Origin of the sequence: Lentzea kentuckyensis (assembly GCF_002150765.1) — a bacterium.
Lineage (GTDB): Bacteria > Actinomycetota > Actinomycetes > Mycobacteriales > Pseudonocardiaceae > Lentzea > Lentzea kentuckyensis.
This window is the reverse complement of the sequence record NZ_MUYM01000094.1, coordinates 16,451-39,187: the sequence shown is the minus strand read 5'-3', so window position 1 is coordinate 39,187 and position 22,737 is coordinate 16,451. Positions and strand designations below refer to the sequence as shown.

26 protein-coding genes are annotated in these 22,737 nt (G+C 66.1%); 5 read left to right on the top strand and 21 right to left on the bottom strand.

Going from position 1 to position 22,737, the window contains the following annotated elements; genetic code table 11:
• The first annotated feature begins 84 nt into the window (after positions 1-84).
• On the top strand, positions 85-210 hold the full coding sequence (locus tag B0F77_RS50630; protein WP_281252586.1) for a hypothetical protein: 126 nt from the start codon (positions 85-87) through the stop codon (positions 208-210).
• A gap of 186 nt (positions 211-396) precedes the next feature.
• Here B0F77_RS50630 and B0F77_RS47360 read toward each other — a convergent pair whose 3' ends face one another.
• Positions 397-1,518: a restriction system modified-DNA reader domain-containing protein gene (locus B0F77_RS47360; RefSeq protein WP_143467074.1), complete on the bottom strand. Its 1,122-nt coding sequence runs from the start codon at positions 1,516-1,518 to the stop codon at positions 397-399.
• Between the two features lie 138 nt (positions 1,519-1,656).
• Positions 1,657-2,079 carry a hypothetical protein gene (locus B0F77_RS36120; RefSeq protein ID WP_086667528.1) on the bottom strand — a complete coding sequence of 141 codons (423 nt, stop codon included), beginning with the start codon at positions 2,077-2,079 and terminating at the stop codon, positions 1,657-1,659.
• A 316-nt stretch (positions 2,080-2,395) separates the two neighbouring features.
• Here B0F77_RS36120 and B0F77_RS36115 point away from each other — a divergent pair, with 316 nt between their 5' ends.
• Positions 2,396-3,121, top strand: coding sequence for a MarR family transcriptional regulator (locus tag B0F77_RS36115; protein ID WP_086667527.1), 726 nt, complete (start codon positions 2,396-2,398; stop codon positions 3,119-3,121).
• A gap of 124 nt (positions 3,122-3,245) precedes the next feature.
• Here B0F77_RS36115 and B0F77_RS36110 read toward each other — a convergent pair whose 3' ends face one another.
• The 19 genes from B0F77_RS36110 to B0F77_RS36020 all read right to left on the bottom strand — a co-directional run bounded on the left by B0F77_RS36110 (position 3,246) and on the right by B0F77_RS36020 (position 18,368).
• The gene (locus tag B0F77_RS36110; RefSeq protein WP_086667526.1) at positions 3,246-3,947 is read right to left on the bottom strand and encodes a GNAT family N-acetyltransferase; all 702 of its coding nucleotides are present in this window, start codon (positions 3,945-3,947) and stop codon (positions 3,246-3,248) included.
• Between the two features lie 80 nt (positions 3,948-4,027).
• Positions 4,028-4,888, bottom strand: a complete 861-nt coding sequence (locus B0F77_RS36105) for a hypothetical protein (RefSeq protein WP_086667525.1) — start codon at positions 4,886-4,888, stop codon at positions 4,028-4,030.
• On the bottom strand, positions 4,885-5,220 hold the full coding sequence (locus tag B0F77_RS36100; protein WP_086667524.1) for a hypothetical protein: 336 nt from the start codon (positions 5,218-5,220) through the stop codon (positions 4,885-4,887). The genes B0F77_RS36105 and B0F77_RS36100 overlap by 4 nt, the downstream gene beginning before the upstream one ends.
• Positions 5,221-5,960: 740 nt before the next feature.
• Positions 5,961-8,642, bottom strand: coding sequence for an AfsR/SARP family transcriptional regulator (locus B0F77_RS36095; RefSeq protein WP_245849108.1), 2,682 nt, complete (start codon positions 8,640-8,642; stop codon positions 5,961-5,963).
• Positions 8,643-8,677: 35 nt separating this feature from the next.
• Positions 8,678-9,073 carry a hypothetical protein gene (locus B0F77_RS36090; protein WP_086667522.1) on the bottom strand — a complete coding sequence of 132 codons (396 nt, stop codon included), beginning with the start codon at positions 9,071-9,073 and terminating at the stop codon, positions 8,678-8,680.
• A gap of 14 nt (positions 9,074-9,087) precedes the next feature.
• Positions 9,088-9,513, bottom strand: a complete 426-nt coding sequence (locus B0F77_RS36085; protein WP_245849106.1) for a pilus assembly protein TadG-related protein — start codon at positions 9,511-9,513, stop codon at positions 9,088-9,090.
• Positions 9,510-9,914: a TadE/TadG family type IV pilus assembly protein gene (locus B0F77_RS36080; RefSeq protein ID WP_342746878.1), complete on the bottom strand. Its 405-nt coding sequence runs from the start codon at positions 9,912-9,914 to the stop codon at positions 9,510-9,512. Before B0F77_RS36080 ends, B0F77_RS36085 begins: the two co-directional genes overlap by 4 nt.
• 32 nt (positions 9,915-9,946) lie before the next feature.
• Positions 9,947-10,081 carry a hypothetical protein gene (locus B0F77_RS50625; RefSeq protein ID WP_281252584.1) on the bottom strand — a complete coding sequence of 45 codons (135 nt, stop codon included), beginning with the start codon at positions 10,079-10,081 and terminating at the stop codon, positions 9,947-9,949.
• A gap of 93 nt (positions 10,082-10,174) precedes the next feature.
• On the bottom strand, positions 10,175-10,621 hold the full coding sequence (locus B0F77_RS36070; protein WP_143467073.1) for a hypothetical protein: 447 nt from the start codon (positions 10,619-10,621) through the stop codon (positions 10,175-10,177).
• A gap of 35 nt (positions 10,622-10,656) precedes the next feature.
• The gene (locus B0F77_RS36065; protein ID WP_086667519.1) at positions 10,657-11,085 is read right to left on the bottom strand and encodes a TadE/TadG family type IV pilus assembly protein; all 429 of its coding nucleotides are present in this window, start codon (positions 11,083-11,085) and stop codon (positions 10,657-10,659) included.
• Positions 11,085-11,279, bottom strand: coding sequence for a hypothetical protein (locus tag B0F77_RS36060; RefSeq protein ID WP_143467071.1), 195 nt, complete (start codon positions 11,277-11,279; stop codon positions 11,085-11,087). The genes B0F77_RS36065 and B0F77_RS36060 overlap by 1 nt, the downstream gene beginning before the upstream one ends.
• 40 nt (positions 11,280-11,319) lie before the next feature.
• On the bottom strand, positions 11,320-12,213 hold the full coding sequence (locus tag B0F77_RS36055; protein ID WP_086667542.1) for a type II secretion system F family protein: 894 nt from the start codon (positions 12,211-12,213) through the stop codon (positions 11,320-11,322).
• A 10-nt stretch (positions 12,214-12,223) separates the two neighbouring features.
• On the bottom strand, positions 12,224-13,141 hold the full coding sequence (locus tag B0F77_RS36050) for a type II secretion system F family protein (RefSeq protein WP_211294209.1): 918 nt from the start codon (positions 13,139-13,141) through the stop codon (positions 12,224-12,226).
• Positions 13,138-14,586 carry a TadA family conjugal transfer-associated ATPase gene (locus B0F77_RS36045; RefSeq protein WP_086667517.1) on the bottom strand — a complete coding sequence of 483 codons (1,449 nt, stop codon included), beginning with the start codon at positions 14,584-14,586 and terminating at the stop codon, positions 13,138-13,140. The genes B0F77_RS36050 and B0F77_RS36045 overlap by 4 nt, the downstream gene beginning before the upstream one ends.
• Positions 14,583-15,428: a MinD/ParA family ATP-binding protein gene (locus tag B0F77_RS36040; RefSeq protein WP_245849100.1), complete on the bottom strand. Its 846-nt coding sequence runs from the start codon at positions 15,426-15,428 to the stop codon at positions 14,583-14,585. Before B0F77_RS36040 ends, B0F77_RS36045 begins: the two co-directional genes overlap by 4 nt.
• 38 nt (positions 15,429-15,466) lie before the next feature.
• Positions 15,467-16,168: an SAF domain-containing protein gene (locus B0F77_RS36035; protein ID WP_086667516.1), complete on the bottom strand. Its 702-nt coding sequence runs from the start codon at positions 16,166-16,168 to the stop codon at positions 15,467-15,469.
• 110 nt (positions 16,169-16,278) lie between these two features.
• Positions 16,279-17,067 (bottom strand): hypothetical protein, encoded by a 789-nt coding sequence (locus B0F77_RS50130; RefSeq protein WP_245849098.1) that lies wholly within the window; start codon positions 17,065-17,067, stop codon positions 16,279-16,281.
• A gap of 68 nt (positions 17,068-17,135) precedes the next feature.
• Positions 17,136-17,687: a hypothetical protein gene (locus B0F77_RS36025; protein WP_245849097.1), complete on the bottom strand. Its 552-nt coding sequence runs from the start codon at positions 17,685-17,687 to the stop codon at positions 17,136-17,138.
• A 168-nt stretch (positions 17,688-17,855) separates the two neighbouring features.
• Positions 17,856-18,368: a prepilin peptidase gene (locus B0F77_RS36020; RefSeq protein ID WP_158102920.1), complete on the bottom strand. Its 513-nt coding sequence runs from the start codon at positions 18,366-18,368 to the stop codon at positions 17,856-17,858.
• A 360-nt stretch (positions 18,369-18,728) separates the two neighbouring features.
• Here B0F77_RS36020 and B0F77_RS36015 point away from each other — a divergent pair, with 360 nt between their 5' ends.
• The 3 genes from B0F77_RS36015 to B0F77_RS36005 all read left to right on the top strand — a co-directional run bounded on the left by B0F77_RS36015 (position 18,729) and on the right by B0F77_RS36005 (position 22,723).
• Positions 18,729-21,026, top strand: a complete 2,298-nt coding sequence (locus B0F77_RS36015; protein WP_086667512.1) for an ATP-binding protein — start codon at positions 18,729-18,731, stop codon at positions 21,024-21,026.
• Entirely contained in the window at positions 21,023-22,243 is a 1,221-nt protein-coding gene (locus B0F77_RS36010) for an FAD-binding protein (RefSeq protein ID WP_086667511.1), read from the top strand. The genes B0F77_RS36015 and B0F77_RS36010 overlap by 4 nt, the downstream gene beginning before the upstream one ends.
• Before the next feature lie 108 nt (positions 22,244-22,351).
• Positions 22,352-22,723, top strand: coding sequence for a DUF6355 family natural product biosynthesis protein (locus B0F77_RS36005; RefSeq protein ID WP_143467070.1), 372 nt, complete (start codon positions 22,352-22,354; stop codon positions 22,721-22,723).
• Positions 22,724-22,737 lie beyond the last annotated feature (14 nt).

Below are 22,737 nucleotides of genomic sequence, written 5' to 3'. Positions count from 1 at the left end.
TGACTCGTCTTCCCGCGCTCAGCAGTGGATGGCGAGTTCTCCTTCGTGGCAAAGGATGACGACCTGGTCTCCAGTCTCGATCACATGGAATCGCCGTCGTCGGGCCTCGTCGACAAGCTCGGCCATCGACGAGAACCTCTCGACGTCCCGGAGGGCACGGCGGACCACGCCTCCGACTTGGGCCTGTTGGGCATCGAACACCTGCTCTAACCACGCTGAGGCCACTGTGAGGTCCCTTCGTCTCGATCACCACGCTAGGTAGGTAATCGCAGAAACGTCGTCAGCGTTTCCATTTCCGCCCTATTGGTCTCTGGGGTGCTCACGGTGATCGACTCGAACGGTGGATGCCTGGTAAGTGGCCCCACACCCACAAAGCCCAGCCACGTGCCAGGCGCATCAGGGTGTCGCCGGCGTCGATGAGAGCCCTTGCTCGGCGTCGTCGGAGCGATGTGGTGTTGATGTTGGTTGTGCTTGTGGCAGGGCGGCGCGGTTGCGGTGTTCATCCCGGAGTTCGGCGAGGGTGCGGTTGTCGCTGACACGCCGCCATGTTCGCCAGCCATCGGTCACACTCGGGTGACAGGCGACGATGGCCGCAGCGGGCGTGGGAAAGAGGCGTCCATCCTGGAGTTGAATCTGACCATCCGCGAGCACGAGCGCCGTGTGCACGATGCCCTTGCGGGGCTGGACGAAACGCAGCTCGTCGCCGGCGTGGAGGGTGCCGTCGGCCAGCATGTGGTGCAGTTGCGGTTTGCCCTGCTGTCGATGGCGAGCGCGGGGTGGGGTCAGCCGGATCTCGGATAGCGGCACGCCGTCGCGTGCGCGGTACCAGGAGGTCCAGCCGTTCTGGTGTCGGTACCCGAGCGCGGTCAGTGCCCCGGACGGACGGGCGTACCAGCGACCGTCAGGCAACTGGATACCGCCATCGATCACGTGCGCGTCATACCGGACTCCTGAGCCAGGACGCGCGCACAGCAGCTTCTCGCCGTCGTGAAGCAGCCCTGCGGACACCATGTCGCGCAATGCGCCGAATCGACCGTTGAGCGAGGTCCGCGTCGGGAGCTCGTCAACAGGGCTCGTGTCGCACTGCATGAGCCGGATGACCGTGGGAGCGACGAGATCCGGCCATCCGGCACCCAACCCTGTCCACGTCCCCACCAACGCCCAGCTGCCGCCTTGAGCGAGCCACACGCCGACGTTCATGGACGTGCTGACGTCGGTGGAGGTGACCGCATCGGTGTGCAGCCGTACCACTACGTCGCCGTCACAGACGCGCGGATCCGGTTGTGCGGAAAGCGGAACGACGGCGAACAACGCGAGTCGCCCGCTCTCGACAGCAGTGTCAGCGGCAATCACCCGCAGGCCCCACACATCGGAAGGTGGCTGCTGCGCAACGGGATGCCCGTCAACGATGATCACCACCGCGTTGGCGGGCAATGACTCACGAGCGCGGACAGCGGCCACGTCAAAGGTATCGATGCTCGGTTGCGGTTTCACGACGGTGTCGCAGGAAGTTGACATGATCGCGGAGTCCTTTGGTGTCGTGCCCTGTTGTGGAGCCGGGTGTCGGGCGGCTTGCTGTTCGGGGGATCACGTCCCGCCGCAGCAGCATCGGGCGGTTGCGGCGGGACGTCCTGCCAAGGCCGTCGGTGACCGTCTTCAGGCGGTCTGCACCATCACGCCGACGAGGGTGGCCGATGCGCTCTCAGCGCACCTCACCGTGACGTGCTGAAGGAACCTGGCCTGGTCGGGCTGGTCGAGGTTGACTTCGTTGTAGTGGCTGGCAAGACCGAAGACCTGCGCGGCGAGATGCGCTGCGATCCCGGTGATGGCGTCGCTGACGTCGGTGTCGCAGGCCGCGGTGACACGTAGCACGGGCACGGTCCCCGTCTTGTCAGTGCTGATGCTGAACTCGGCGTCGGAGGGAAACATTCCGTCATCCCGGACGTCGTTGAGATCCTTCATCAGTCGGGCCGCGATGTCGTCGATGGGTAGCGTGGCGGTGTCGGCGTGGTGGTCGCCGGTGATTCGGCCACGAGTCGCGATGACGGTGTCGGCGGTCATGATGTCCTCCTGGTTCATGCGCGGCACATTCCTTGCTGTGCAAGGGTGAATGCTCGCGCGGGCAAGATTGCCTGCGTTGTTTCGCACGTCCATCCACGCTCGATACCCCGACGTATGTCAAGCGAAGCGTTGAGAGGGACCGGATTGGGTTAGTCGGCAACCTGTCACCGTTTCAAAGTCCTAACAAGACAGTCATCTTTCTTCTGTGACGTCTTGACTTCGGCCGGTCGACGAAGCGTCCATAGTCGTGTGGCCCGAATCAGATACCGGCCGACTGCATCGCCTGGGACATCGCTCACCAACCCAGCAAGTCATAAAGACAAGGACCAATGACATGCCGAAGAAGGACAGCAACGCCAGCTCTGTATCCACCCTGCACGCAGTGCCCGACGCTGGATCCGCGACAAGCCAGCGGCACACGGGAGCTGAGGACAAACTCTGGCATGCCGTGCACGCCAACCCTGGATCCACGGCCGCCGAGCTGGCCGATCATGCCGCGATTGGCCGCTCCACAGCGGGGAAGATCCTGGCCACGTGGGCGGCTGATGGCAGCCTGACCCGGATTTCGGGCATCGGTCGCGGTGGGCGGCGTGCCGCCGACACCTGGACCATCAACGACGCCATCGGAGACGACGAGCCGCCCACTGACGTCCCTGAGGGCACTGCACCGGTTTCGGACTCGGCAACTGGCGCGCCAGAGCAAGCCGAGCCCACTCCCGCGAACGAGCCGGTCCTCAGCCGGATGGAGCCTCTGCCGGAGTCCCTTGTGGATGACGAAGACGTCGACGAAGGCGGTGTTGAGGAGGTCCAGGAGTCGGGTACGGCACTGGTAGGCGGTCCGATCAAGTCCGCGCGGCTGGGTAAAGGCGCGTTGCGCGGCATGGTTGAGGACTTCCTCGCCGAGCATCCGGGCGAACAGTTCGGCCCCGGCTCGATCGCCAACGCCCTGCACCGGTCATCCGGTGCGGTCGCCAACGCCTTGGACAAGCTTGTCGCAGCTGGCTACGCCACGAAGGTCCAGGACGCGCCCAAACGATACACAGCCAACCCCGCGAGCTGATCGGGGTTGCTGAACGAGGTGGACGGCGCCCGGCCGGAAGGCGCCGGGACACCAAACCCGGTGCTCGAAAGGTGCCCCTGCGTTGGCTTGCAGGTCGCAGCCAGCGCGGCGGCGTCCGGCGTCGTCAGTCCTGAGGAGGGATCCTCGTGTCAGGGCAGGCATCCAGGAACGCTTTGCCGTCGTTGGTGTAGGGCTTCTCGACGCCGGCGATCGGGAATCGCGACCTTGCTTCAGCCAGAAGTCGCCGCGCAATCCCGCGGCGCTGCCATTCCGTTGCCGTCCAGATGTGGCCCACTGACTCATAGACACCGTCATCATCGCGGTCGTACACCACAACGAAACCGACAACACGGCCGCTGTAGAACCACGAGTCATCCGAGCCAGCGCCTGATGTCGGAGCCAGCATCACCACCCACACGCCGGCCCCGCCTGGCGCGTGATCCCATCCGCACGCACGCTTGTACACAAAGCCTGCACGTTGCAGGGCGCTATCGTGCCAGGATCGGGTCGGTCCTTCGAACGCATCCGTGCCGAGCTCAACATCGCCGAAGTCGTGCCCGGCGTCGTCAAGATCGATCCCGGCTACGATCAGATCCCAGTCGCCGTCTTGGCGCGGTCCCTGCCACGTGACGGGCGAGCCCAGCCGTCCGATGATCGCGAGTTCCGCATGGTCGACAAGAGACCGGAACTGTGAGAGCACCTCGGTGAGGTGTGATTCCTCTACCGAACTGACGCTGTCTGGGGGCACGAGGGTCGCCAGCGCTTTGTATGCCGTCTTGTATGCAGTCTCGATTTCCGGTGGCGTCGGAAACTCGTAGTCCGTCATCAAGCGTTCTCATTCCATCCGTGGCGGGCCGCTGCTGATGCCAGTGACAGCCAAGCTGAGACATCGAACGCTTCCAAACGCTACCGGTCGACACGTGGTCGGTGTGTGGACACGAGCTGACCAGCCTGGAGCAGCGGCGGAACGGCATCGGGGTCGCGCGGGTAGATGGGACGGGAGTGGTCGGCGAGCAGATCGGCCCACCACTCGGCGCGCAGCTCCCAGCACCAGAAGTCGTCGGCCAGCGCGCGGGCGTTGCGGGTGAGCTGGAATCCGAGCCGTGCGAACACGTGGCTCGGTTCGCGGTCGTTGATTCCCAGTGCGTGCACTTTTGCGGCTGTGGCACCGAGCCGCCGTAGCACGTAGGCCAGCAGCGAGTCCGGTTCGTCATCGACGAACAGGCACGGCGAGTCGACTTCGACAAAGAGCGCGGTGTCGAGGTTCCCGGTGTCGCGGGCGGCCTGCTCCATCAAGCTGTGTAGCTCCCAGAAACCGATCGCACGGCCGTTCGCCACGTCCACCTGGGAGTCCACTGCGGAGGATCGTTGTTGCTGGGCCGGGAACGTTGCACGTGGCCCGTCGGCGCTGGATCGGCGCAACTTGTCGATCACCGTGTCGAAGTCTTCGTGATCGGGGCATGGGCAGGGAAACCACACGCGGCCGAAGTAGCTGACCCACACACGTCCTGCGTCGAACGCGTAGCACCAGCCAGTGAGCGAACTGTCCTGCCAGCTCCACGGCCACCCATCGGCCAGGTGGTGAACGCTGCCGCCCTGCAGGAGCAGGGCGGCAGCGGCGCGGGCGAAGTCGAGCTCGCTGGTCGCGGCCAGCAGGGTGTGTCCGGCTGGCGCCGTGGCCAGCTCCGCGGGATCGGCCAGCTGGCACAGAGACCCGATCCAGCGCGCCGACGGGCCGCGCCCGAGGTAGAAGTCGGCGGCGGTCACGACGCGCTCCCAGTGGCGGTTAGCCAGGCGCGGCCAGTCGTGATCTGCACCCGGCCGTGGGTGAAGGTGAACACCCAGTCCGTATCGCGGCTGTCCGGCCACAGCCAGGGCCAGCCGTCGAGTGGGTGGTAGCCGTGACCGTGGTCCTCGTCGGCCCACACGTCGAGCAGGTCGGTCACGGCGTCGGCGTAGGTGAACGGGTCGTTCGCGTCCAGCATCAACCGTCCACACGCGACAGTTCGCACGGTGTCGGGGTCAGCGCTGCCGTGGAGTGAACCCAGCCAGACGGCGTGGCGTCCGGTCCCGTCGTAGAAGTCGGCTTTGGTGGTCACGGGTCCTCCCTGGTTGTGTTTGGTGTGGCTGTGTTGGACATGGCTCGCGCCAGGCGTTCTATTCGGGTCGAATTCCCGGGCGCTTCCGACTGTAATTCAAAACTAGCTCGACCTTTCCGTAAATTCAATGGCTCCCGGAATCTTTTTCATGACTCTTTCGGGGTTTAATAATTGGGAAGCGAATTGCTTCAAGTGATGTCGATTCAGGTCCTTTCTGGGGTGGGGGAAGCGCGGGTCAGGGCGCCGGCGGTGTCGGCGTCGACCGGCGAAAGGGCCGACCTCGTGTGCTCCGTATGACGCGGAGGCTGGGCGTAGTGCTCGCCTCAACACCTCAGGTGATGGTGTTCTCGGGGCCGGGGAGGTTCGTGGCCTCGCCAGTGCCTGGCCGTGGGCCGACGTGTCTACCCGCTTGTGGCCAAGCGAGCCTGGGACGCCACCGGATCCCTTTCTGGCCATGTGACCCGCGGCTTCACCTTGCCGCGCTGACGACCCTCTAATCGGATCCCCAAGCGGATCCCGCAGGGGATCCGTCACGGGATCCCTCAACGGTCGCAGGGATCTCCTGGCCAGCTGGCTCCGCGGCCTCGACTGGAATCTGGTGCCATCGGAGATGGATTACTTCTTGTGGCGCCATTGAAAGCAGCACGGGAGAGCGTTCGCCCTGAGATTCCGATATTCAGAATAGCATTCTTGTGGAAGTTCCGACGAGGGTCTTCGTCTGGTGCGACCACGAGTGCAGCTCACTGGGCTGTCGCATGGTCATGATGATGGCTGGGTTCAGTAAGGCGCTGCGCGAGCTCACGGGTCTGGGCGTCTGGCTGCGCGTCGAGCTCAGCCAGACGCGTGGTCAACAACGCGAGTGTGCGCGGGATGGCGTCGTGCAGGCCGAGTTTGTGTTGCAACCGCATGATGTCGCGGTAGACACCCTCGTTGTGGGTGTCGAACGCCCTGACGATCTCCAGTAGGTCCAATGTCTGCTGGGGATCGGTGGCGACCAGTGCGCGGGCGAGCGCTGAGGCCGCGTCGACGGCATCGCGGCGGCTCGCCTCCCGGACGGGATCGAGCCACTCAGCGGTGATTCCCTCGGCCAGCACGCCACCGTAGTTGTCCACGATCTCCCGGTACGTGGCCACCCGCGTTGGTTCGTCGGCCGCGCCGCGTCGGGCGCTCACGGCGTCGGCGAAGTCCCAGTAGTCGGCGTGTACGAGCCGAGAGTCGAGTCGGTAGCGGCCGTCGCGCGCGGTGACGATGTCGCCGACCGTGCTGCCGGTGGCGGTGGCCAGCGTGCGACGCAGCCGGGACAACGTGGTGTTCAACGCGTTGGTGGGCCGTTGCGGCGGGCTGTCCGCCCACAACGTCCCCACGAGCGTCTCCCTGGTGGCCCCGGTCGGATGCAGGGCCAGGAACACCAGCAGCTCCCGCATACGAGGCTGGAGCGCCGAGGTGATGTCCTGTGCCTCGGCGCCGGATGCCGTGTGCCGCAAGGTAGGTGGGCCGAACACGGTGAGCGTGAGGGCTGGGTACGCCACGTGTTCCTCGGTCGTGCGGGAGATCATCGGCGCGGGAAGTGGGTCTTCGGTCGGAACCGAGACCGGTTTTGTACCAAGGATTTCCAGCTCATCCTGAACGCCCGGCCCGGACGTGGGTGATGTTGTGTCGGGCTGCGCCTGGCATAGCAGCGCCAGCAGATCAGCGGTGTCGTCGTCGCCGAGGCGGAACATCCGGGTTCCACGCAGGGCTTCGCCCAAGCCTGGACTGGTGGCAGAGATCGTGCCGTCGTCACGGACGTACGCGGTCACGCCGGGTTGCCACTGCCCCAACAGCAACCCGGTGATGCCGTACTGCGCGCCGTCGTCCAGAACCGCTTGCAGCCGTTGCCGTTGGTGTTCCGGCGGTCGGGCAACGAGCACCATGCCCGGCCACGTTCCGGCCGCCGAGGTCTGCTCATGGCTGGCCGTAGCGCGCACCAGAGTCTCAGCCTCCAGCGCGTCGAGCGCATCCTCCAGACGTGTGGCGACCTGTATCGCGGTGGGCAGATGCGCGTAGGCGGTGTAGCGGTCGAGCACATCGTCCAGGTCGTTGGCCGGGACAACCACACGTGTACCAAGCTGATGTGGCGTGCTGGCATCTCGGTCTGCGGGCGTGGTGATCGTGGCGAGGAGCAAGGCGCGGGCAGCCGCGGGCGCGCCGGCGCCGACCAATCCGAGGCCGCGGGCGGCGGCGAGGTTCAGCGCGATCTCGCGGCCATCCCGGACACCCAGTCCCGCAACAAGAGCGGGCCGCGCGGCAGAGTCGTCTGCGCCGACCACCACAGCGGGCAGCGTAGGGGCACGTCGCGGGCGTTCGATGCCGTCGTCCTCGTCGGAGTCGACCTCGCTGCTCTGCTCACGCAGATGCGCCAAGCGCAGTTGATAAACCACTGGAGCGACGGGTAGATCGTTCCGGTCGCCGCTGCCAGGTCGGTACTGGCTGCGGTAGCGAAAACGTGCGGCCATCAGCGCAGTGCTGACGGCTGCAACCAATCCGAGACCCACAAACAGTCCTGGTCCCCATGTGAAGCCTGGAGCGGCGTTCGTGTCGGTCGAGACCGGCGCCTGTGGGGTGGATGGAGCTGGGCTCGAGGATTGGGAAGTGGTGGGCGGTGTTGTCGTCACCGGAGGAGGTAGCGGCTGAGGCGGCTCGGGCTGCGCACGCTCACCGGCAGGTAGCGCGAGTTCCTGACCGGGGTAGATCAGGCTTGGCGCGGTGAACAGGCGGCCACCGGGTTGAGGTTTGCCTTTGTTGAGCTCGAAGATCTCTGGCCAACGCGTGCCGTCGCCCAAGGTGCGTTGGGCGATCCGCCACAGCGAGTCGTGCACCCCATTGTGCGGTGCCCTCACAGTGACCGATGTCGGGTGCGTGGCCGTGCCCGCAGCCGAACCGCTATCGCTGGACGGCACCTCTCCATCCTGTTCTGGGCCGGGCCAGGCGGGGGCAGTCGCCACGACTTGCGCGCCGTACGTCTCCGTGCTGAACGATGCGGCGGTGGGTGCCGCGGAGACACGGTTGCCCAGCACGGAGACCAGAAGCGTGCCGACGAGCACGCCCGCAAGGGCGTTCAAGGGCCCGGACGCTGACCAGTCCTGTGAGCGGGCTACCTCGATACCGTCGCGGATCAGTTCCGCGGCACAGCGCAGCACGCTGAGAGTGAAACCAGCCCAGAAGATCCAGCACCAGCAGACGATGAAGTCGAGCAGGAACGTAGTGGTCATCGGGCTCAGCAGGAAGAGTTCGATCTCGACCCAGGTCGGGATGTGGTCCGGCAGCGGCCAGCCGATGAAGTGCCACATCGCGCACGGCAACGCCACAACGACCCCGAGCAGCATGGTCGCGGCGATCAGGCCGCGGGCAACCCGGCCGAGAATCCGGAAGGTACCGGCCAAGACCCACCAGACCCGCCGTACAGCTCGATGCCGGGTCATGTCACCGGCTCCGGAATCCTCGGCAGCGCCCCGTGAGGTTCAGCGGTGACAGGTGGCATCAGCGCTTGTGCCTGGGGTGTCTCACTCTTGGTGTCTGGATCCGTCCTGGCGGTCCTCTTTCGCTTGGTACGGGCCGTCTTTCGCCGGTTGAGCCAGTCGGTGAGGTCGCAGGCCGGTACGTCGGTAAATGCCGCGAGTTCCTGAGGGCTGATCACGTCCACGTTCTCTGCGACCACCGCACCCAGTTCAGCGTCGATCTCGTCGACTTCTGTGGTCAGCTTCCTTCGTCGGTTGGCGAGTTCGCCCACGCGTTGTGCGGCCGCCAGCCTGCGGATGTTCCTCGCGGCATCGGCTTGCTCGATGCGTTCGCGGATCTCGTCGCTTGTAGCCATCTGGTTGTCTCCCTTCAGGGGCCTGTTGCCACGATGGTCTGAGGCTGCGCGCTGCCGGTGCCCTTCACGGACAGGCTGCTGATTCCAGCCAGACCTAGCAGTTGCGTGGTCTGTGAGGCGGTGACGGTCACCGTGACGGTGTCGCCGGAGACGGTCACGGTTCCGGTCGCGCCGACCGTGGCGAGATGGTCCTGCGCCGCCGCGGCGGCCTCAGCGGGCAATAGCCGGAATGCGCCGGTGGCGCGATAGACGGCAAGGTCGATCGCCTGTGCGCCGGCACGGGCAGCTGCCTCGGCCTGCCCGCTAGCCCTGACTTTGGCCCCCAACGCCAGCCCTCCGTCGAGGACAAGCCCGGCCAGGACAAGGAGTCCGATGAACAGCACCACCACGAACGCGCTGACCGCGCCGTCGTCGCTCACCGTGCTGCGGTCCCGGATCACGAGGTGCTCCCCGTCATCGCCGCTGCCCGCCAAACGTCGACGGGCTCGCTCGCGGTGGCGGACAACCGTGCGTACGGGAGGCTGAGGATCAGAGCATCACCGAGATCGACGGTGCACGAGACCGTCACCGTTACCGCGCCGCCTGGCCGCAGTCCACCTGTATTGGTGTCGATGCTGAGTGACTGGCAGATGACACCGGCGGAAGCCAGCGCAGCGGTGGCGACCGACTGCGCCGCCACAACCGCTGCGGCAGCGGTGCGTTCGAGAGTGGCCGTACGTGCCGCCTGATGCGCGACATCGTTGAGCCGCAGCCGCGCATCCACACCACGGTGAATGAACACACCGACGAAGACCAGCAGCATCACCAGAACGGGCACGACCAGCACGAGCTCGGAGGTCACGGAGCCACGCTCAGCGCGCCACCACAGCGCGTTCACGACGTCACCCCGGCGGCCACTACATCACGCATACCGGCGAGGGACGCCAGCACGTCGTCGGTTCTGGCCATCGCCCCGGCGTCGTAGAACCGCCGGTTGACTTCCCGTACTTGCGCAGCGACAAGGTCCATGCGATCCAGCGTCACCTGCAGGTCACCAAGGGCAGATGGCGCCATGTACAGCTGCGCCAATGTTTCCCAAGCGAGCCGGTGCATGCGGCCGAGCTAGTCAGGGTCAAGCCATGATGCCGCAGGGCCGGTGTGGATGAGGTGTACCGCGTCGATGATCCGCGCGGCAGTGAAAGCGCTCGCGAAGCCTCGATCGGTGAAGTCTGCGGGGCGGAAGAACCATTCACCTCGCCCGCGGTCGGTGCGCCACGCCGCTGAGTTCTCCGATAGGTCATGTCCGAACCGGAGGAGGTCGTGGTGCGCCATCAGAGTCGCGACCAGGACCAGCACCGCACCTACTGTCATGGCCAACAGAAGCGGCGGATCGTCGATGAGACCGAGGAGGATCGCCAGGAGACCGGCTATCGCGTACAGAGTGGTGTCGGGCATGAGACAACGCCGCATGGCACGCCGGCGAAGTTGTCGGCGGTCCAGGTCCGGCCGCCACAGCACCAGTTCGGTACCTGCACGGAAGGTTCCATACTGTGCAGGAGATGCGAGCATGAGGACTCCCTCAAACGTCTACTGTGGATCCGAGGTCAGCTGTCGTTCGCCACAACGAGGCGTTCAACAGGTCCGGCGGCTTCGCTGTGTACTGGCAGGTGCAGGAACGGAAGTACGGCAGCAGCGGTACCGGTGATCCGCACGGACACGGTTTCGGCGCCGCGCTCGGAGCTGACGGCCGCGCCTTTCAACGAGCTCTGCGCCAGCTGGTCGAGGAGTTGCTGCGCTCTTTCGACGCCCGCACTCGCGGTACCGCTGTGCACCCGTGCCGCAGCAAGCCCCTGCGACGCTGCGGCTTGTGCGATGTGCGTAGCGTGCGACCACACCGCGAACTGGACAATCGCCAGCAGGAACAACAGCAGCAGCGGAATCGCTATCGCCAGCTCCGCGCTCACCGCTCCGCGGTCGTGTCGTAGAGCCTGGCGCAGCCAGCCTGCGTCACGCCATCGACGCTGCGGGTTCATCAGGCGCTCAGCGGAATGCTGTTCGCCTTGGCGACGGCCAGCGCCACGACAATTCCGACGACGATGATCGTCCCGCTGATGACCAGCGCGGTCACCAGCACGTACTCGCTCACGTAGCCCCCGTCAGGGGTGCGGCGGAGCAGTTCGATGCGAGCACGCAGTACCGCCCATATGATGTTCAGATGGTCGCTCATCGCGATCTCCTTCTTGTCGTGCAACGACGTTGTGCGTTCGTCACAGGCTGTTGATCACCTGCGTCAGTGCTGGATAGGTGATGAATCCGAGGAACCCGAGGAACAGGGCCATGACCGGTAGCGCCATCCGTTCGGTCGCGGACTGCGCCTTGGCTTCGGCGTCGGTGAGTTGGTGCGCGCGTAGCGCGGTCGCCTTCGCGGCCAGGCTCGCGCGGACCTTCGCTCCCTCGGTACCTGCGAGGCTGATCGACGCGGCCAGCTCGGCCAGTTCCGGGATGTCGAGTTCCTCGCCGAGCTGACGCAGCGTCGCCCAGGGCGTCGTGCGAGTCAGTCGTGCGGTGTCCAGAGCGCGCTGGAAGCGGGCGAACGCCCAACCACGGCCGACCGCGGCAGAGCCGTTGAGAGCACTGTCCACCCCTGCGCCTCCCGCCAGGGTGGTCCACACCAGGTCCACAAAGGATGACAAGGCGTGCCGGAATGCGGCACGCAGCCTCGACGCTTCGGAACGCACACGCAGGTCCGGGAGTACGAACCCGGCTCCCGCGAACACCAGCCCAGCGACGATCGAGAACTCCAGGTTCAGCGACAGCCCACCCATGACCAGGAGCAGGTGGAGCGGCACGGGTAGCAACAGCCCTGCGGCTGCGAATACTGCTTTCTCGGCAAGGTGTGCACTGACGGGTCGCCCGACGACGGCCAGGTCGCGGGTGAGCCGCGTACCAGGCAATCCCATCGCCCGAAGCGTCGCGACCGCGGGCCGGCCGAGCCTGGCCGCCCAGCCGGTGTTGCCCTCAGCCAAGATCGAGGTCGGTGCGGGAACAGAAGTAGCTCGTGTGAGGACCGCGCCGAGCGGTGGTCGAGGCGGAACAGCCCATACCGTCAACGCCCACAGGCCGATACCAAGGCCACTGCCCAGAATCAGCGTAATGATCATGGTCGTCATGTCACACCCGCCCACCGATGACCAGGCGAGTGTCCTCGGAGGACGGTGTGTCTGTGACCGACAACAGACGTGCCGACTCGGCGATACGTGAGATCCGCGTCAGCCAGGCGAATCCGAGTGCGAAGAGCAACCCAACACCGAGCAGAACCGCCTGCCCGGCCGCTGAGTCGTAGGCCGACAGATAGCCGCGGTTGAGCAGCACCATGGCCACCGCGAACACGAGCGTCGTGCCTACGATCACCCGCACTGAGGTCCGGGTGCGAGCGCGACCGGCCTCGATCCGCAGCCGCATCGACACCTGCTCCCGCGCGGTGTGTGCGAGGGCGCCGAGCAAGTCACCGAGCCGGCGGGACTGCTGCTCCGAGGCTTTCACCAACGCGGCGATCACCAGGTCGCCGGTCGGATCGGCCAACTCGTCGGCCAGGCGGCGCAGCGACGGCGCGAGCCGTTCACCAGTTTCGAGATGGGCCGCGAGATCGGTGATATTGCTCCGGATCGGAGCAGGTGCCAATGGCGAGGTGGCAAGGATGGCCTGCTCGAGCCCGGATGCGGCGGAGAGCGTGTCGCGCAGCATCTCCGTCCACGTTGCGACTGCTTCGATCCGTGAAATCCGCTGCGCGTGTTCGGGGTCGCCGCGGAGAACACGTGGCAGCGACCAACAGGCCATCCCTGCCAGGACCGCCCCGACCCACCAGCCCGTGGCGACCCCGGCCAAGACGCCAGTCGCGCTCGCGACGCCGAAGCGAATCATCAGCCGTCGCCGGTGTAGCCCATCGCCGAGCCGCAGCAATGGCAACGACCGGCGTGGACGGGGCGGGTTACCGCCGCGCCAGCTGATGACGATCAGAAGCAAGCCGAGTCCCACGCCGGCGCCTAGCAGGGCGGTGATGACTGTCGTGGAGCTGAACGCGATGTTCATCGTGACCACCACCCCTCGGGTTGTTGGAGTACAACGGGGTCGAGCCCGGCATCGACGAGGTCGTCGAGCGTATGGGCGCGTAGCGCGCCTGCCATCGGCCGGGCGCGGCCGTCCGTGCCGGGCCGGTAGACCTCGTTGGAGACGACAAGAGGCCCGTCGGCATCGACGATCTCGCGGATGGACGACACGACTCGCGTGCGCCGATCTGAGCCGCGGACCAGATGCACCACGAAGTGCACCGCGCTGGCGACCAGTAGCGCGGTGGCCTCGAGCGACAACCGTTCTGCGCCTTGCGCGGCATAGGAAGCCAAGCGGGTGAAAGCGATCCGTGAGCTGGAAGCGTGCAGCGTGGCCATCGATCCGTCGTTGCCCTGCGACATCGCGTTGCACATCGGGATGACCTCGGGCCCGCGGATCTCGCCGACGATGACCCGGTCTGGCGACATTCGTAGACCCCACCGCACCAGCTCGGCCTGCGAGATCGCGCCTTCGCCCTCGACGTTGGGTTCGCGGGATTGCAACGCGGTCACATCAGCGTGGATGTCAGGGTTGCGCTCCAGCCCGAGTTCGAAGGCGTCCTCGATGGTGATGATGCGTTCCATCGGATCCATCTCCGAGGCCAGCGCCCGCAACATTGTGGTTTTCCCGGCCGCGGCACCGCCGGTGATCAGGATGTTCTTGCGGGCACGCACGAGTGCGCGCAGAAACTCCCGCAGGCCGGCGTCGATCGTGCCCCGCTCACGCAGCTGCGGCAGCGTGGCGGTCAGGTAGCCGTGGCGCCGGATCGACAGCGACGTCACCCCGCCAGCGGTCAGGCCCATCACCGCGAACAACCGCTCCCCACCTGGGAGCTGCAGGTTGACCGCGGGCGAGCCCTGGTCGAACCGCCGCTCCTGGCTCGACGCCCGCGCCGCGAGCAACCGCACCAGATCGGTGAGCTGCTCGTTCGACGCAGCGATCGGCGCGACCCGCTCACGACGCCCATCGGTGTGCTGGACGCACACCTGGTCGAAGCGGTTGGCGTTGATCGTCTCGACTGTCGGATCGTCCAGTAGCGGTTGGAGTCCTGCCATGCCGAACAGCTCGTTGAGGACCTCAGAGATCACTTGCTGTTCGGCATCCCTGCCGACCAGGGCGCGGTTGTTCATCAGCTCGGTTTCGCTGTGAGCGGCGACAGCGTTGTGCAGGACTTCTCGCGCCAGCTCACGATGCGCTTCTCTGGTGATCGGTGCTGCGGTACGGCGTCGTTGAGCATCTACTCGTTGGGGCAGTTCGGAACCGAGGGTGTCGCGTAGATGTTGACGAAGCCGCGCGAGAGCCTCGGCTGTTCCTGCCGGGAACAGTTGACTAGGCACAGTGGACGGTTGCGGGCCAGCAACTGGCCGCTGTACTTGGTGAGGCCGCAGAGGTATCGGGGGCGGATAGCCGTTCGATGTGTCCGTCATGACGCTTGCCCTCCTCGTGGCGTGTTCTGGTGCGGCGGCAGAGGCACAGGAGCCAGACGCGGACCGTGGGCTGATACCAGGCTGGCTGGCGCGCCGATCTGCGTCGGAATGACTGGTCCCGCAGCTGCCAGCCGCGGTACTGCGAGTGGCTGTGGCTGGTGCGAGAGCACTGTCGCGACCTTGCTCGCCGCCTGACCCAACGCGGAGTGCGCGGGCCCGCTGCGGTTTCGTCGCACCGTGCTGGGCCGCCCGCACAGCACCGCCGCGCCATGTGGATCATCAGGAATGCGACCCAGCGGCAGCACACCGAGCACTCGGGCGACCTCCGCCGGGGTGTACCCGTCGCCGACCAGCACCATGGCCGGACGCGCGGTCCAGGAGCCGATCGCGGCCAGCCGACGAGCTAGGTGGGCGAGGTCGTCGGCGTGGGCGCGGGTCAGCAAGACCATCGCGTCGGCCGACCGCACGAGCGGCAGCACCGGAGATCCGACGTCCATCCGGCCGCAGTCCATGATCACCACGCCGTTGGGTGCGCCCGCAGCTGCCTTCAGCGGGCCTGCTCCTACGGTCGCGTCAGCCAGCGCCGCCAGCGTGGCCCACGCCAGTTCGGCGTCCGGTGGCGCGGACACCACCGGCAACCCACCAGGCAGAGCCTGTGCGTGCTGCCAGAGCAATGCAGGGTCGTCGCTGTGCCGTACGGCAGCCGCCAAACTCACCAGCCCCGGCGTCGCCTGCAGCGAGAACCGCGTCCCGATGTCGCCGCCGGACGGATCGGTTTCGACCAGCAGCGCGCGTGCGGGTGCCGGCCAGCGCGCGGCCAGAGCAACGGCGAATGTGGTCACCCCAGGCGATCCTTTGATCGACAGAACCGCAACCAGCATCACCGACCACTCCCCGCAAGCATCACGATCGACAACTGACCCGCGGGCACGGCAGCGATCTGGCGAGCGGCGGCCGGGCTCAGCTGCACCGAGACCACCGTGGTCTGCTGGTTCGAGGCTGAAGTCACGCTGGCGACCACCGCCGGCCACTGCGTCGCGTTCTCCAGCGCCGGCGGGCTTGCCGACGCGGCGTCCGGTTGGCCTGGCACGAGCACGACCGACACGTGGGCACCGGACGACACTTCCAGCGGGAACTGCCCGGCTTTCAGCGACAGGGCCGTGATCGCCTGTCCAGCTGGGGGAACTCCAGCTCCGCTTACCGCTTCCGGCGTCAGCAGTGCGCCGGAAGGCAGGCTCGCCGACATCGTCCTGCCCAGGACGCTGCCTGCCTGGTTTGCGTCCACAACAGACACTTCAGGATCAACAGCGACGTTGACCTGCTTGAGATCCTGCGAGGTCAACATATGGCCGACCGGAACGGGCCGCGCCAATGCCAGAACGGACTGCCTGCTCTCGGAGTTCGATGACGTCACCACGGACGCCGCAGCGCATGAGAGAACAAGCAGCACCCCCAGCACCAGATGGGGGATGCTGCGCCGCCGAGCTCCGCGTAGCCGGGACGCGGTCTTCTTGCCGTCCGTGGCCCACGGACCACCGGCCGATGTGACGGGCCGATCCTGGGACGAGATGTCGGTGAGCACGTCGGTACCTCCTTTAGGCATGGGAGTAGTGCGCCGCGTCGCGGAGATTCGCGAGCGGATGAGTGGGTGCCGTTTTTGTTGTTAGGAGCGGCGTGGAGGTCCGGTGAGGGTCAGCCGCCGTTGTTGTTGAGGGCGTGGGACTCCGCGACGCCGAAGGCTGCGGTGTCGGTCGTGGTCAAGTCCGGGAACGTTCCGCTTTGACCTGCGCCCGCCCAAGTGACGATCCAGCGCACTGTCACGGTGACCGGGAACGCTTGCCCCGCTTGCCCTGCAGACGAGGTGCGGTAGGTGTGACCGCAGTCCGGCGATGAGGCTTTCGCGTCGTTGCCCGGCCGGAAAGGAGTGCCTGCTCCTGTGCACGTGACGATTCTGCCGTCACCCATCGACCAGGTCGCTGACATCGGCTTCGCCGTCGCTGTCACCGATACGCCGGGCACCGATGCTGTTGCGCTCGACGCCATCCATCCCTCCGGCAACCACAGCCAGGTCGGTAGGTGTACGAGCTGAGTGCCGGCTGGGCTCGCGGCGATGGACGGGGTCGGCAGCCTCAATTGCTTGCGTGCGATCTGAGCGACCTGCGCCGGGGTCAAAGACGGTGCCGTAGTGGAACCGGCGGGAATCCACACCGGACCGTGCGAGTCAGGGTCTTTGCCATCCGGCGAGCACAACACCATGAACCACCCGCCAGGTTCCTGAGGCTGACCCTGTGGTGGTTGATGGTCGACCGGTACGTAGCGGCACCCGAACTCGCTGTCGGCCGACTCGTCTGCGGAGCCAGGGCGTCCGGGCTTGCGCCCATCGTGTGCCTGACTGCTGTTCTGGCCGGACGCACCGGCGTCGAGCTGACACTCCGGGGCCGGACTCTGGTTGCAGTCGACATTGCCGTAGATGTCGGCCAAGGCGGGAACAGAACTCGCGACGGTAGCTACGAGGGTGAAGGCGACGACGCCGCAGGCACGTTGGGAAGTCAACATGTTCCTACTCCTTGCACGCCGAAGCTCGTCACTTTCCACGATCCGTCAGCCTGCTTCTCCACGGTGGCCTTGATGAACCGACGACCACCAGCTCCGTCGTCGGCTGGTTCCCCGTTGTCGACTCGGTACTTCAACGCGTTGGTGGAGTCACTGCAATCACCGATGGTTACCTTGACCGGGTTCGCCAGAGGCTCCACGGAGGACACCTGGGCGTTATGGTTCGGAGAGCCCTTGCTGACAAACCCGTTGTCGCGGTCCGCTTTCAGACCCTGGGACAGAGTCGACAGCGCAAACCCTGTCGCGTACTGGCTCAGCTTGGATGACTGCCCGTCCGACGTGGCCGCAGCTGCGACGAACGCGTCCCACATCCCCAGATAGGCCGCGAGAGCGTCGCGCTGTGCCTGCTCTGCCGCGGTAGGGGCCGAGGGGACCGTGGACGGTGGTGGCTGCGCGGTCGCGGGATTACTTGTCGAGGCCGGTTTGCTGTCACAAGAGGTCAGCATGATGATCGCGCCCGTTGCAATGAGTGTCTTCGCGAAGTTCACCGTGGCCTCCAAGTCGAGAACGTGAACGGTGGTGTCGAGGCGGACCCCTGAGGGAGGACGGGGTCCACCTCGACTGGCGAGCCCGGCGTGAACACGGTGTCCGGGCGTAGGTAGTTGGCTGGCGCGGGATGCACCTCGCTGAACGGTTGGCACATCAGGTGGCCTCCGCTACATGATCAGGATCGTGCAGACGGCGGCGAAGACCAACGCAGGTCCGAGCGGAATCTGCAGGTCGCGGCGGTAGACGCGTCTCATGCGCAGCACACCGAACGTGACCACGCCGAGCAGCAGCGCCAGGAAGAATCCGGCGAAGACGTGCCACCAGCTGAACCAGCCCAGGAAGAACGCGATCGTGGTCGACAGGGTGACGTCGCCGGCGCCCCATCCTGAAGGCGACGCCAAGGAGATCGTCATCGTGGCCGCCAACACGACAGCCCCAGCGGCACCTGCTCGCACCAACGGTCCGCCGTCGCGTTCCACAAACGCGGTGAGACCGAACTGGGCTGTCCCGCCGCCGAGCAGCGTGCCGACGACACGGTGCGGCAGCCGGTGACAGCTCCAGTCGATCAGGGTGAGCAGTAGGCCGACGATCACCAGCCACGAGACCGCGCCCACCACGGTGGGTCGACGCTCGGCCGCCTGAGCCAAGGCGAAGCTCAGCAGCGCGCTGGCCGCCAGCATCTGTATCGGCTCGCTCCTCGTGACTGTGCGCCACGACGGCGATTCGCGTCGCGGCACCGTGCTGGCGAAAGCGATGACGAACGGGCCTGCGGCAGCACCGAGAAGGCAATAGGGCAGCCAGAGCGACATTGCTCCTCCCGCCGAGAGTGCGAAAGCCGAATTTGCTTCCGCTGATCAACGAAAGTTGTCGTTCGACTGGGTGACTTCCTACGCCTGGCTGCTTGGAATACGTGACGAAGCAACGAGTCTTCTGCATACCCTCACCTCCTCGGACCTGCTGTTTCCACTGCACGTAGTTGGTCGACAACGTTCAGTGTTGGCAGGTTCAGGGGCGAACCGCTAGGGGAGAGCTGTATCGCGATGAACAAGAGACAGCAGAAGACAGCTATCCAAACGACCGGGGGGTCGAAGAATGAACATGTCCAAACGAATGTCCAGACGTTTGGCCGACGAATGCGTGAGCTGCGTGATGCGCAGAGAAAGTCGCTGACCAAACTCAGCGTTGAGTCCAGCGTGAGTCGGGGCTACCTCAGCAACCTCGAACACGACCGCAGCGTGCCCAGCCCCGAGGTTGCCGCAGCCATTGACGACGCGCTCGGCGCCGACGGGCAGCTTGCCGGGCTCGCTGCGCCGAAGCCTCGCTCCCGGAACATGCGTGACCGCGTCCGTCCCGCGCAACTGCCGGCGTCCGTGCGCGGGTTCGTGCCTCGCCGCGAGTTGCTCAAGGAGGCCGCAGCCGCCCTGGCCGTGCACGAGGGCGTGATCGCCATCGACGGCCCGGCCGGAGTGGGCAAGACCGCGTTCACTGTCATCTGGGCGCATGAGATCGCTGCGGACTTCCCGGACGGCGTGCTGTTCACCGACCTGCGCGGCTACGCCGCAGACCCGCCTGAAGACCCTGCGGTCGTGCTCGGCGCTTTTCTGCTCTCACTGGGTGCGACGCCATCGGAGATCCCAAGTGATCTCGGCGGCCGGTCGGCCCTGTACCGCACCCTGCTGGAGGGCACCCGCACCTTGGTGGTGCTGGACAACGCGTTCGACGCCGAGCAGATCCGACCGCTGTTGCCAGGCTCGGCGACCTCACTCGCACTGATCACCAGCCGCAACCGTTTGTCGGGTGCGGTCGTGCACGAGGGCGCGGTCCGCCTCACTGTCCAGCCGATGAGCACCAGCGAAGCGCACGAGCTTCTCCGGTCGGTGGTCGGACCGCGGCTCGACGTCGACCCCGCCGCGGCGCAAGTCATCGCCGACCGAGCCGGACGACTCCCGCTTGCACTGCGCATCGCAGCCGAACGAGCCAACCTGAAGCGCAACACGCCACTGAGCGCACTGGCCGACGAGCTCACTCGACGCCAGCCGCTCGACGTGTTCGCGGTCGATGACACTCTCGCCGTGCGGACCGTGCTGTCCTACTCCCACGACGCGCTGCCTCCAAAGATGGCAGCCGCGTTCCGGTTCTTCGGGCTACATCCCGGCGGGCCTATCCGCATCGAGGCCGCCGCGGCTCTCGCCGAACTCCCGCCGGAGTTCGCGCTGGGCCACTTGTCCGCCCTGGCCAGCGTGCACTTGATCGAGCTGACCCCGAAGGATCAGTTCGTGATGCACGACCTCGTCCGCTCCTACGCCCACGAACTCGCCCTCGAGCACAACCCGCACGAGGCCAACGTCGCCGCGCTCGAGCGGCTCATCGACTCGTACCTGAGCACGGGAGCGGCAGCGACACGACTGCTGTGGCCCTCCCGGCCTCGGCGTCCACCTGACCTGCCCAGTCGCAGGCTGACAACGTTGACATTCCGGCGGCCAGCGGACGCCATCCGCTGGTTCGAGGACGAGCTGCGGCTACTCGTCCGGCTGGTCCGGTGCGGCGCGCAGTGGAGTATCACCACGGTCGCCTACCTGCCGGTGGTGATCAGCGAGATGCTCTTCCACCGCCGTGCCTGGTCATGGTGGGTGCCCGCGCTGCGGGACGCGCTTGCCATGGCCCGTCAGGGTGGACACCGCGACGCCGAGGCATGGAATCTGGAGACGCTGGCCGACGCGGGGATCGACGCAGGAGACGCCGTCTCGTCGCTCGAGCTCTATCGGGAGGCGATGACAATCCGAGCCGAGCTCGGCGACCGCAGCGGAATCGCTGTGGGCCATGTCGGTCTCGGACGGGCGTACTGCCAGCTCGGCGACTACGACACGGCGATCGAGCACTGCGAGACCGCCCGCCAGGTCAGCCTCGACATAGGCGATACCTGGGAGCACGCGGTCGCGACCGCGCACCTTGCGATGGCACGAGCCGCACTCGGCGCGACTGCCGAAGCAGGCGAGCTGCTCGACCTCGTCAGGAAGACCCTCGATGATGCCCAGGACTTCATGTCCTCTGGCTGCGCGTCGATCCTGCTTGCAGGCCTTGCCGAGTCCGCCGGCGACCACGACCTTGCGCTGCGGCATCTGGACAATGCCTTGGACACGTTCGAGAACGTCGGTGACATGTGGAGCCAAGCTCACGTCCACAGCCGCATCGGTGACCTGCAGGCCGACCGCGGCAACCATCGTGCCGCCCATCAGGCGTGGTCGGCCGCGGCGGAACTGCTCAATGGCAACATCGAGCCCACCGCTACGCGACTGCGCCAACAGATGATCAATAGCTTGAGGGAGGATCGCCAGTGATCCCAACCTTTGCTGCTCTGCCGGAGCTGGCCGGAACACTCGAAACCGACGTAGATGCCCTCCGCTGGGCCGCGCAGGACTACGGCGACCTTGTCCACCACCGGCCTGCCGCCGTCCTGCGACCCGCCACCGCAACTGACATCAGCACCGTGGTCCAGCACGCCAGCGAACATGGCATGCGCGTCGTGCCTCGCGGCCAGGGCCACTCGACCGGCGGCCAAGCCCAGGCACTCGAGGGCGTGGTCATCGACATGAACCAGCTCAACGCCATTCATGAAGTCCGCTCCGACCGTGTGATCGTCGACGCGGGTACAAAGTGGAGCGACGTACTGCACGCCACGCTGCCCCGCGGACTGACACCGCCCGTGCTCACCGACTACCTCGAACTCACTGTCGGCGGCACGCTGTCGGTCGGTGGTCTCGGCGGTGCGAGCCATCACCATGGCGCACAGACTGACAACGTCCTGGGCTTGGAGGTCGTCACTACCAGTGGTGCCATCGTGTCCTGCGGGCCGGGCGAGAACCGAGAGGTCTTCGACGCGGTACGCGCCGGCCGGGGCCGCAACGGCATCATCACTCGAGCCACCCTGCGCCTCGTACCCGCCCCGGAGACGGTGACGTGGCACAAACTCTGCTACGACACCGTGGACCAGCTCGTCGTGGACCAGCAGCACCTCGTGACCGCTGATGCCTTCGACTACGTCGAGGGTCAGCTCAAGATCCGCGACGGCCACCGCATCACCGAACTCGAAGCGGTCACCTTCAACGGCGTCTCCGCAGGGCACGGTCACCTTGACGGTCTCGCCTTCAGCGACGCCGACTCCCAGACCGCGGGATACTGGGACTTCGTCAACCGGCTCGCTACCGGCGAACCTCTCCTACGAGATGCTGGCCTGTGGGACTCGCCGCACCCGTGGTGCAACCTTTTTCTGCCGAGCAACGCCGCCGCCGAGCTGCTGTGCCACACCGAACACGAACTTGGCGCCGACCTGTACAGCGACTTCGGCCTCGTCCTTGCCTACCCTTTGCGTACCGATCGCATCACCACACCCCTGCTCGCGCTGCCCAACGACGACATTGTTTTTCTCGTCGCCGCACTCCGCTACGCACCGGTCAACGCACCGCACGTCGTAGCCGCAATGCAGGCGGCAAACGATGCCCTCGTCACGAAGACCTTGCAGACGGGCGGACAGCTCTATCTCGAACGGTTGCAGTAGCTCGTCTTCTGTATCGCGCTCACCGCGATACAGAAGACATCTTGTCAGTCTGCTGTGGACTCTCCAAAACTGAAGTGCAGCAACTACTTCAGCGAAAGAGGTCCTACCATGAACGCGAACGTCGCACGTTCACTTGGTGCCGCAGGCATGCTCCTCGCCGCCACCGCTCTCGGCATGATCGACACCAACGGCTACTCCGCTGCTGCGATCACGCCTCAGCGCTGTGGCTTCTATGAGATCAACCCGCCCCAGGGGGAGCTGACCGGCCGCTATATCCACTGTGCCGACGGCTTCATCCTCGTCAAACACCACTGGAGCCAAGGCAGCACCGGCACATCTTGTATCGAGCCCTGGGGGCAGCGCCCCTACTTCAAGGATGGTCCGCACAAGGTCGTCAATGCCTACTACGTCACCACACCGCCGAACCTCACCGGTCCGCCTGGCGACCAGAGGTGCTCGCTCTCGCAGCCGCGAGTTTGAGTGGCGAGTCCAGA

Bases quoted from the DNA above. Each gene is read 5' to 3' on its own strand.
- B0F77_RS50630 (WP_281252586.1), top strand. From the start codon at position 85: ATGGAATCGCCGTCGTCGGGCCTCGTCGACAAGCTCGGCCATCGACGA.
- B0F77_RS47360 (WP_143467074.1), bottom strand. From the start codon at position 1,518: ATGTCAACTTCCTGCGACACCGTCGTGAAACCGCAACCGAGCATCGAT.
- B0F77_RS36120 (WP_086667528.1), bottom strand. From the start codon at position 2,079: ATGAACCAGGAGGACATCATGACCGCCGACACCGTCATCGCGACTCGT.
- B0F77_RS36115 (WP_086667527.1), top strand. From the start codon at position 2,396: ATGCCGAAGAAGGACAGCAACGCCAGCTCTGTATCCACCCTGCACGCA.
- B0F77_RS36110 (WP_086667526.1), bottom strand. From the start codon at position 3,947: ATGACGGACTACGAGTTTCCGACGCCACCGGAAATCGAGACTGCATAC.
- B0F77_RS36090 (WP_086667522.1), bottom strand. From the start codon at position 9,073: ATGGCTACAAGCGACGAGATCCGCGAACGCATCGAGCAAGCCGATGCC.
- B0F77_RS50625 (WP_281252584.1), bottom strand. From the start codon at position 10,081: ATGGACCTTGTCGCTGCGCAAGTACGGGAAGTCAACCGGCGGTTCTAC.
- B0F77_RS36070 (WP_143467073.1), bottom strand. From the start codon at position 10,621: ATGCTCGCATCTCCTGCACAGTATGGAACCTTCCGTGCAGGTACCGAA.
- B0F77_RS36065 (WP_086667519.1), bottom strand. From the start codon at position 11,085: ATGAACCCGCAGCGTCGATGGCGTGACGCAGGCTGGCTGCGCCAGGCT.
- B0F77_RS36060 (WP_143467071.1), bottom strand. From the start codon at position 11,279: ATGAGCGACCATCTGAACATCATATGGGCGGTACTGCGTGCTCGCATC.
- B0F77_RS36055 (WP_086667542.1), bottom strand. From the start codon at position 12,213: ATGATCATTACGCTGATTCTGGGCAGTGGCCTTGGTATCGGCCTGTGG.
- B0F77_RS36050 (WP_211294209.1), bottom strand. From the start codon at position 13,141: ATGAACATCGCGTTCAGCTCCACGACAGTCATCACCGCCCTGCTAGGC.
- B0F77_RS36045 (WP_086667517.1), bottom strand. From the start codon at position 14,586: ATGACGGACACATCGAACGGCTATCCGCCCCCGATACCTCTGCGGCCT.
- B0F77_RS36020 (WP_158102920.1), bottom strand. From the start codon at position 18,368: ATGCTGGCGGCCAGCGCGCTGCTGAGCTTCGCCTTGGCTCAGGCGGCC.
- B0F77_RS36015 (WP_086667512.1), top strand. From the start codon at position 18,729: ATGAACAAGAGACAGCAGAAGACAGCTATCCAAACGACCGGGGGGTCG.
- B0F77_RS36005 (WP_143467070.1), top strand. From the start codon at position 22,352: ATGAACGCGAACGTCGCACGTTCACTTGGTGCCGCAGGCATGCTCCTC.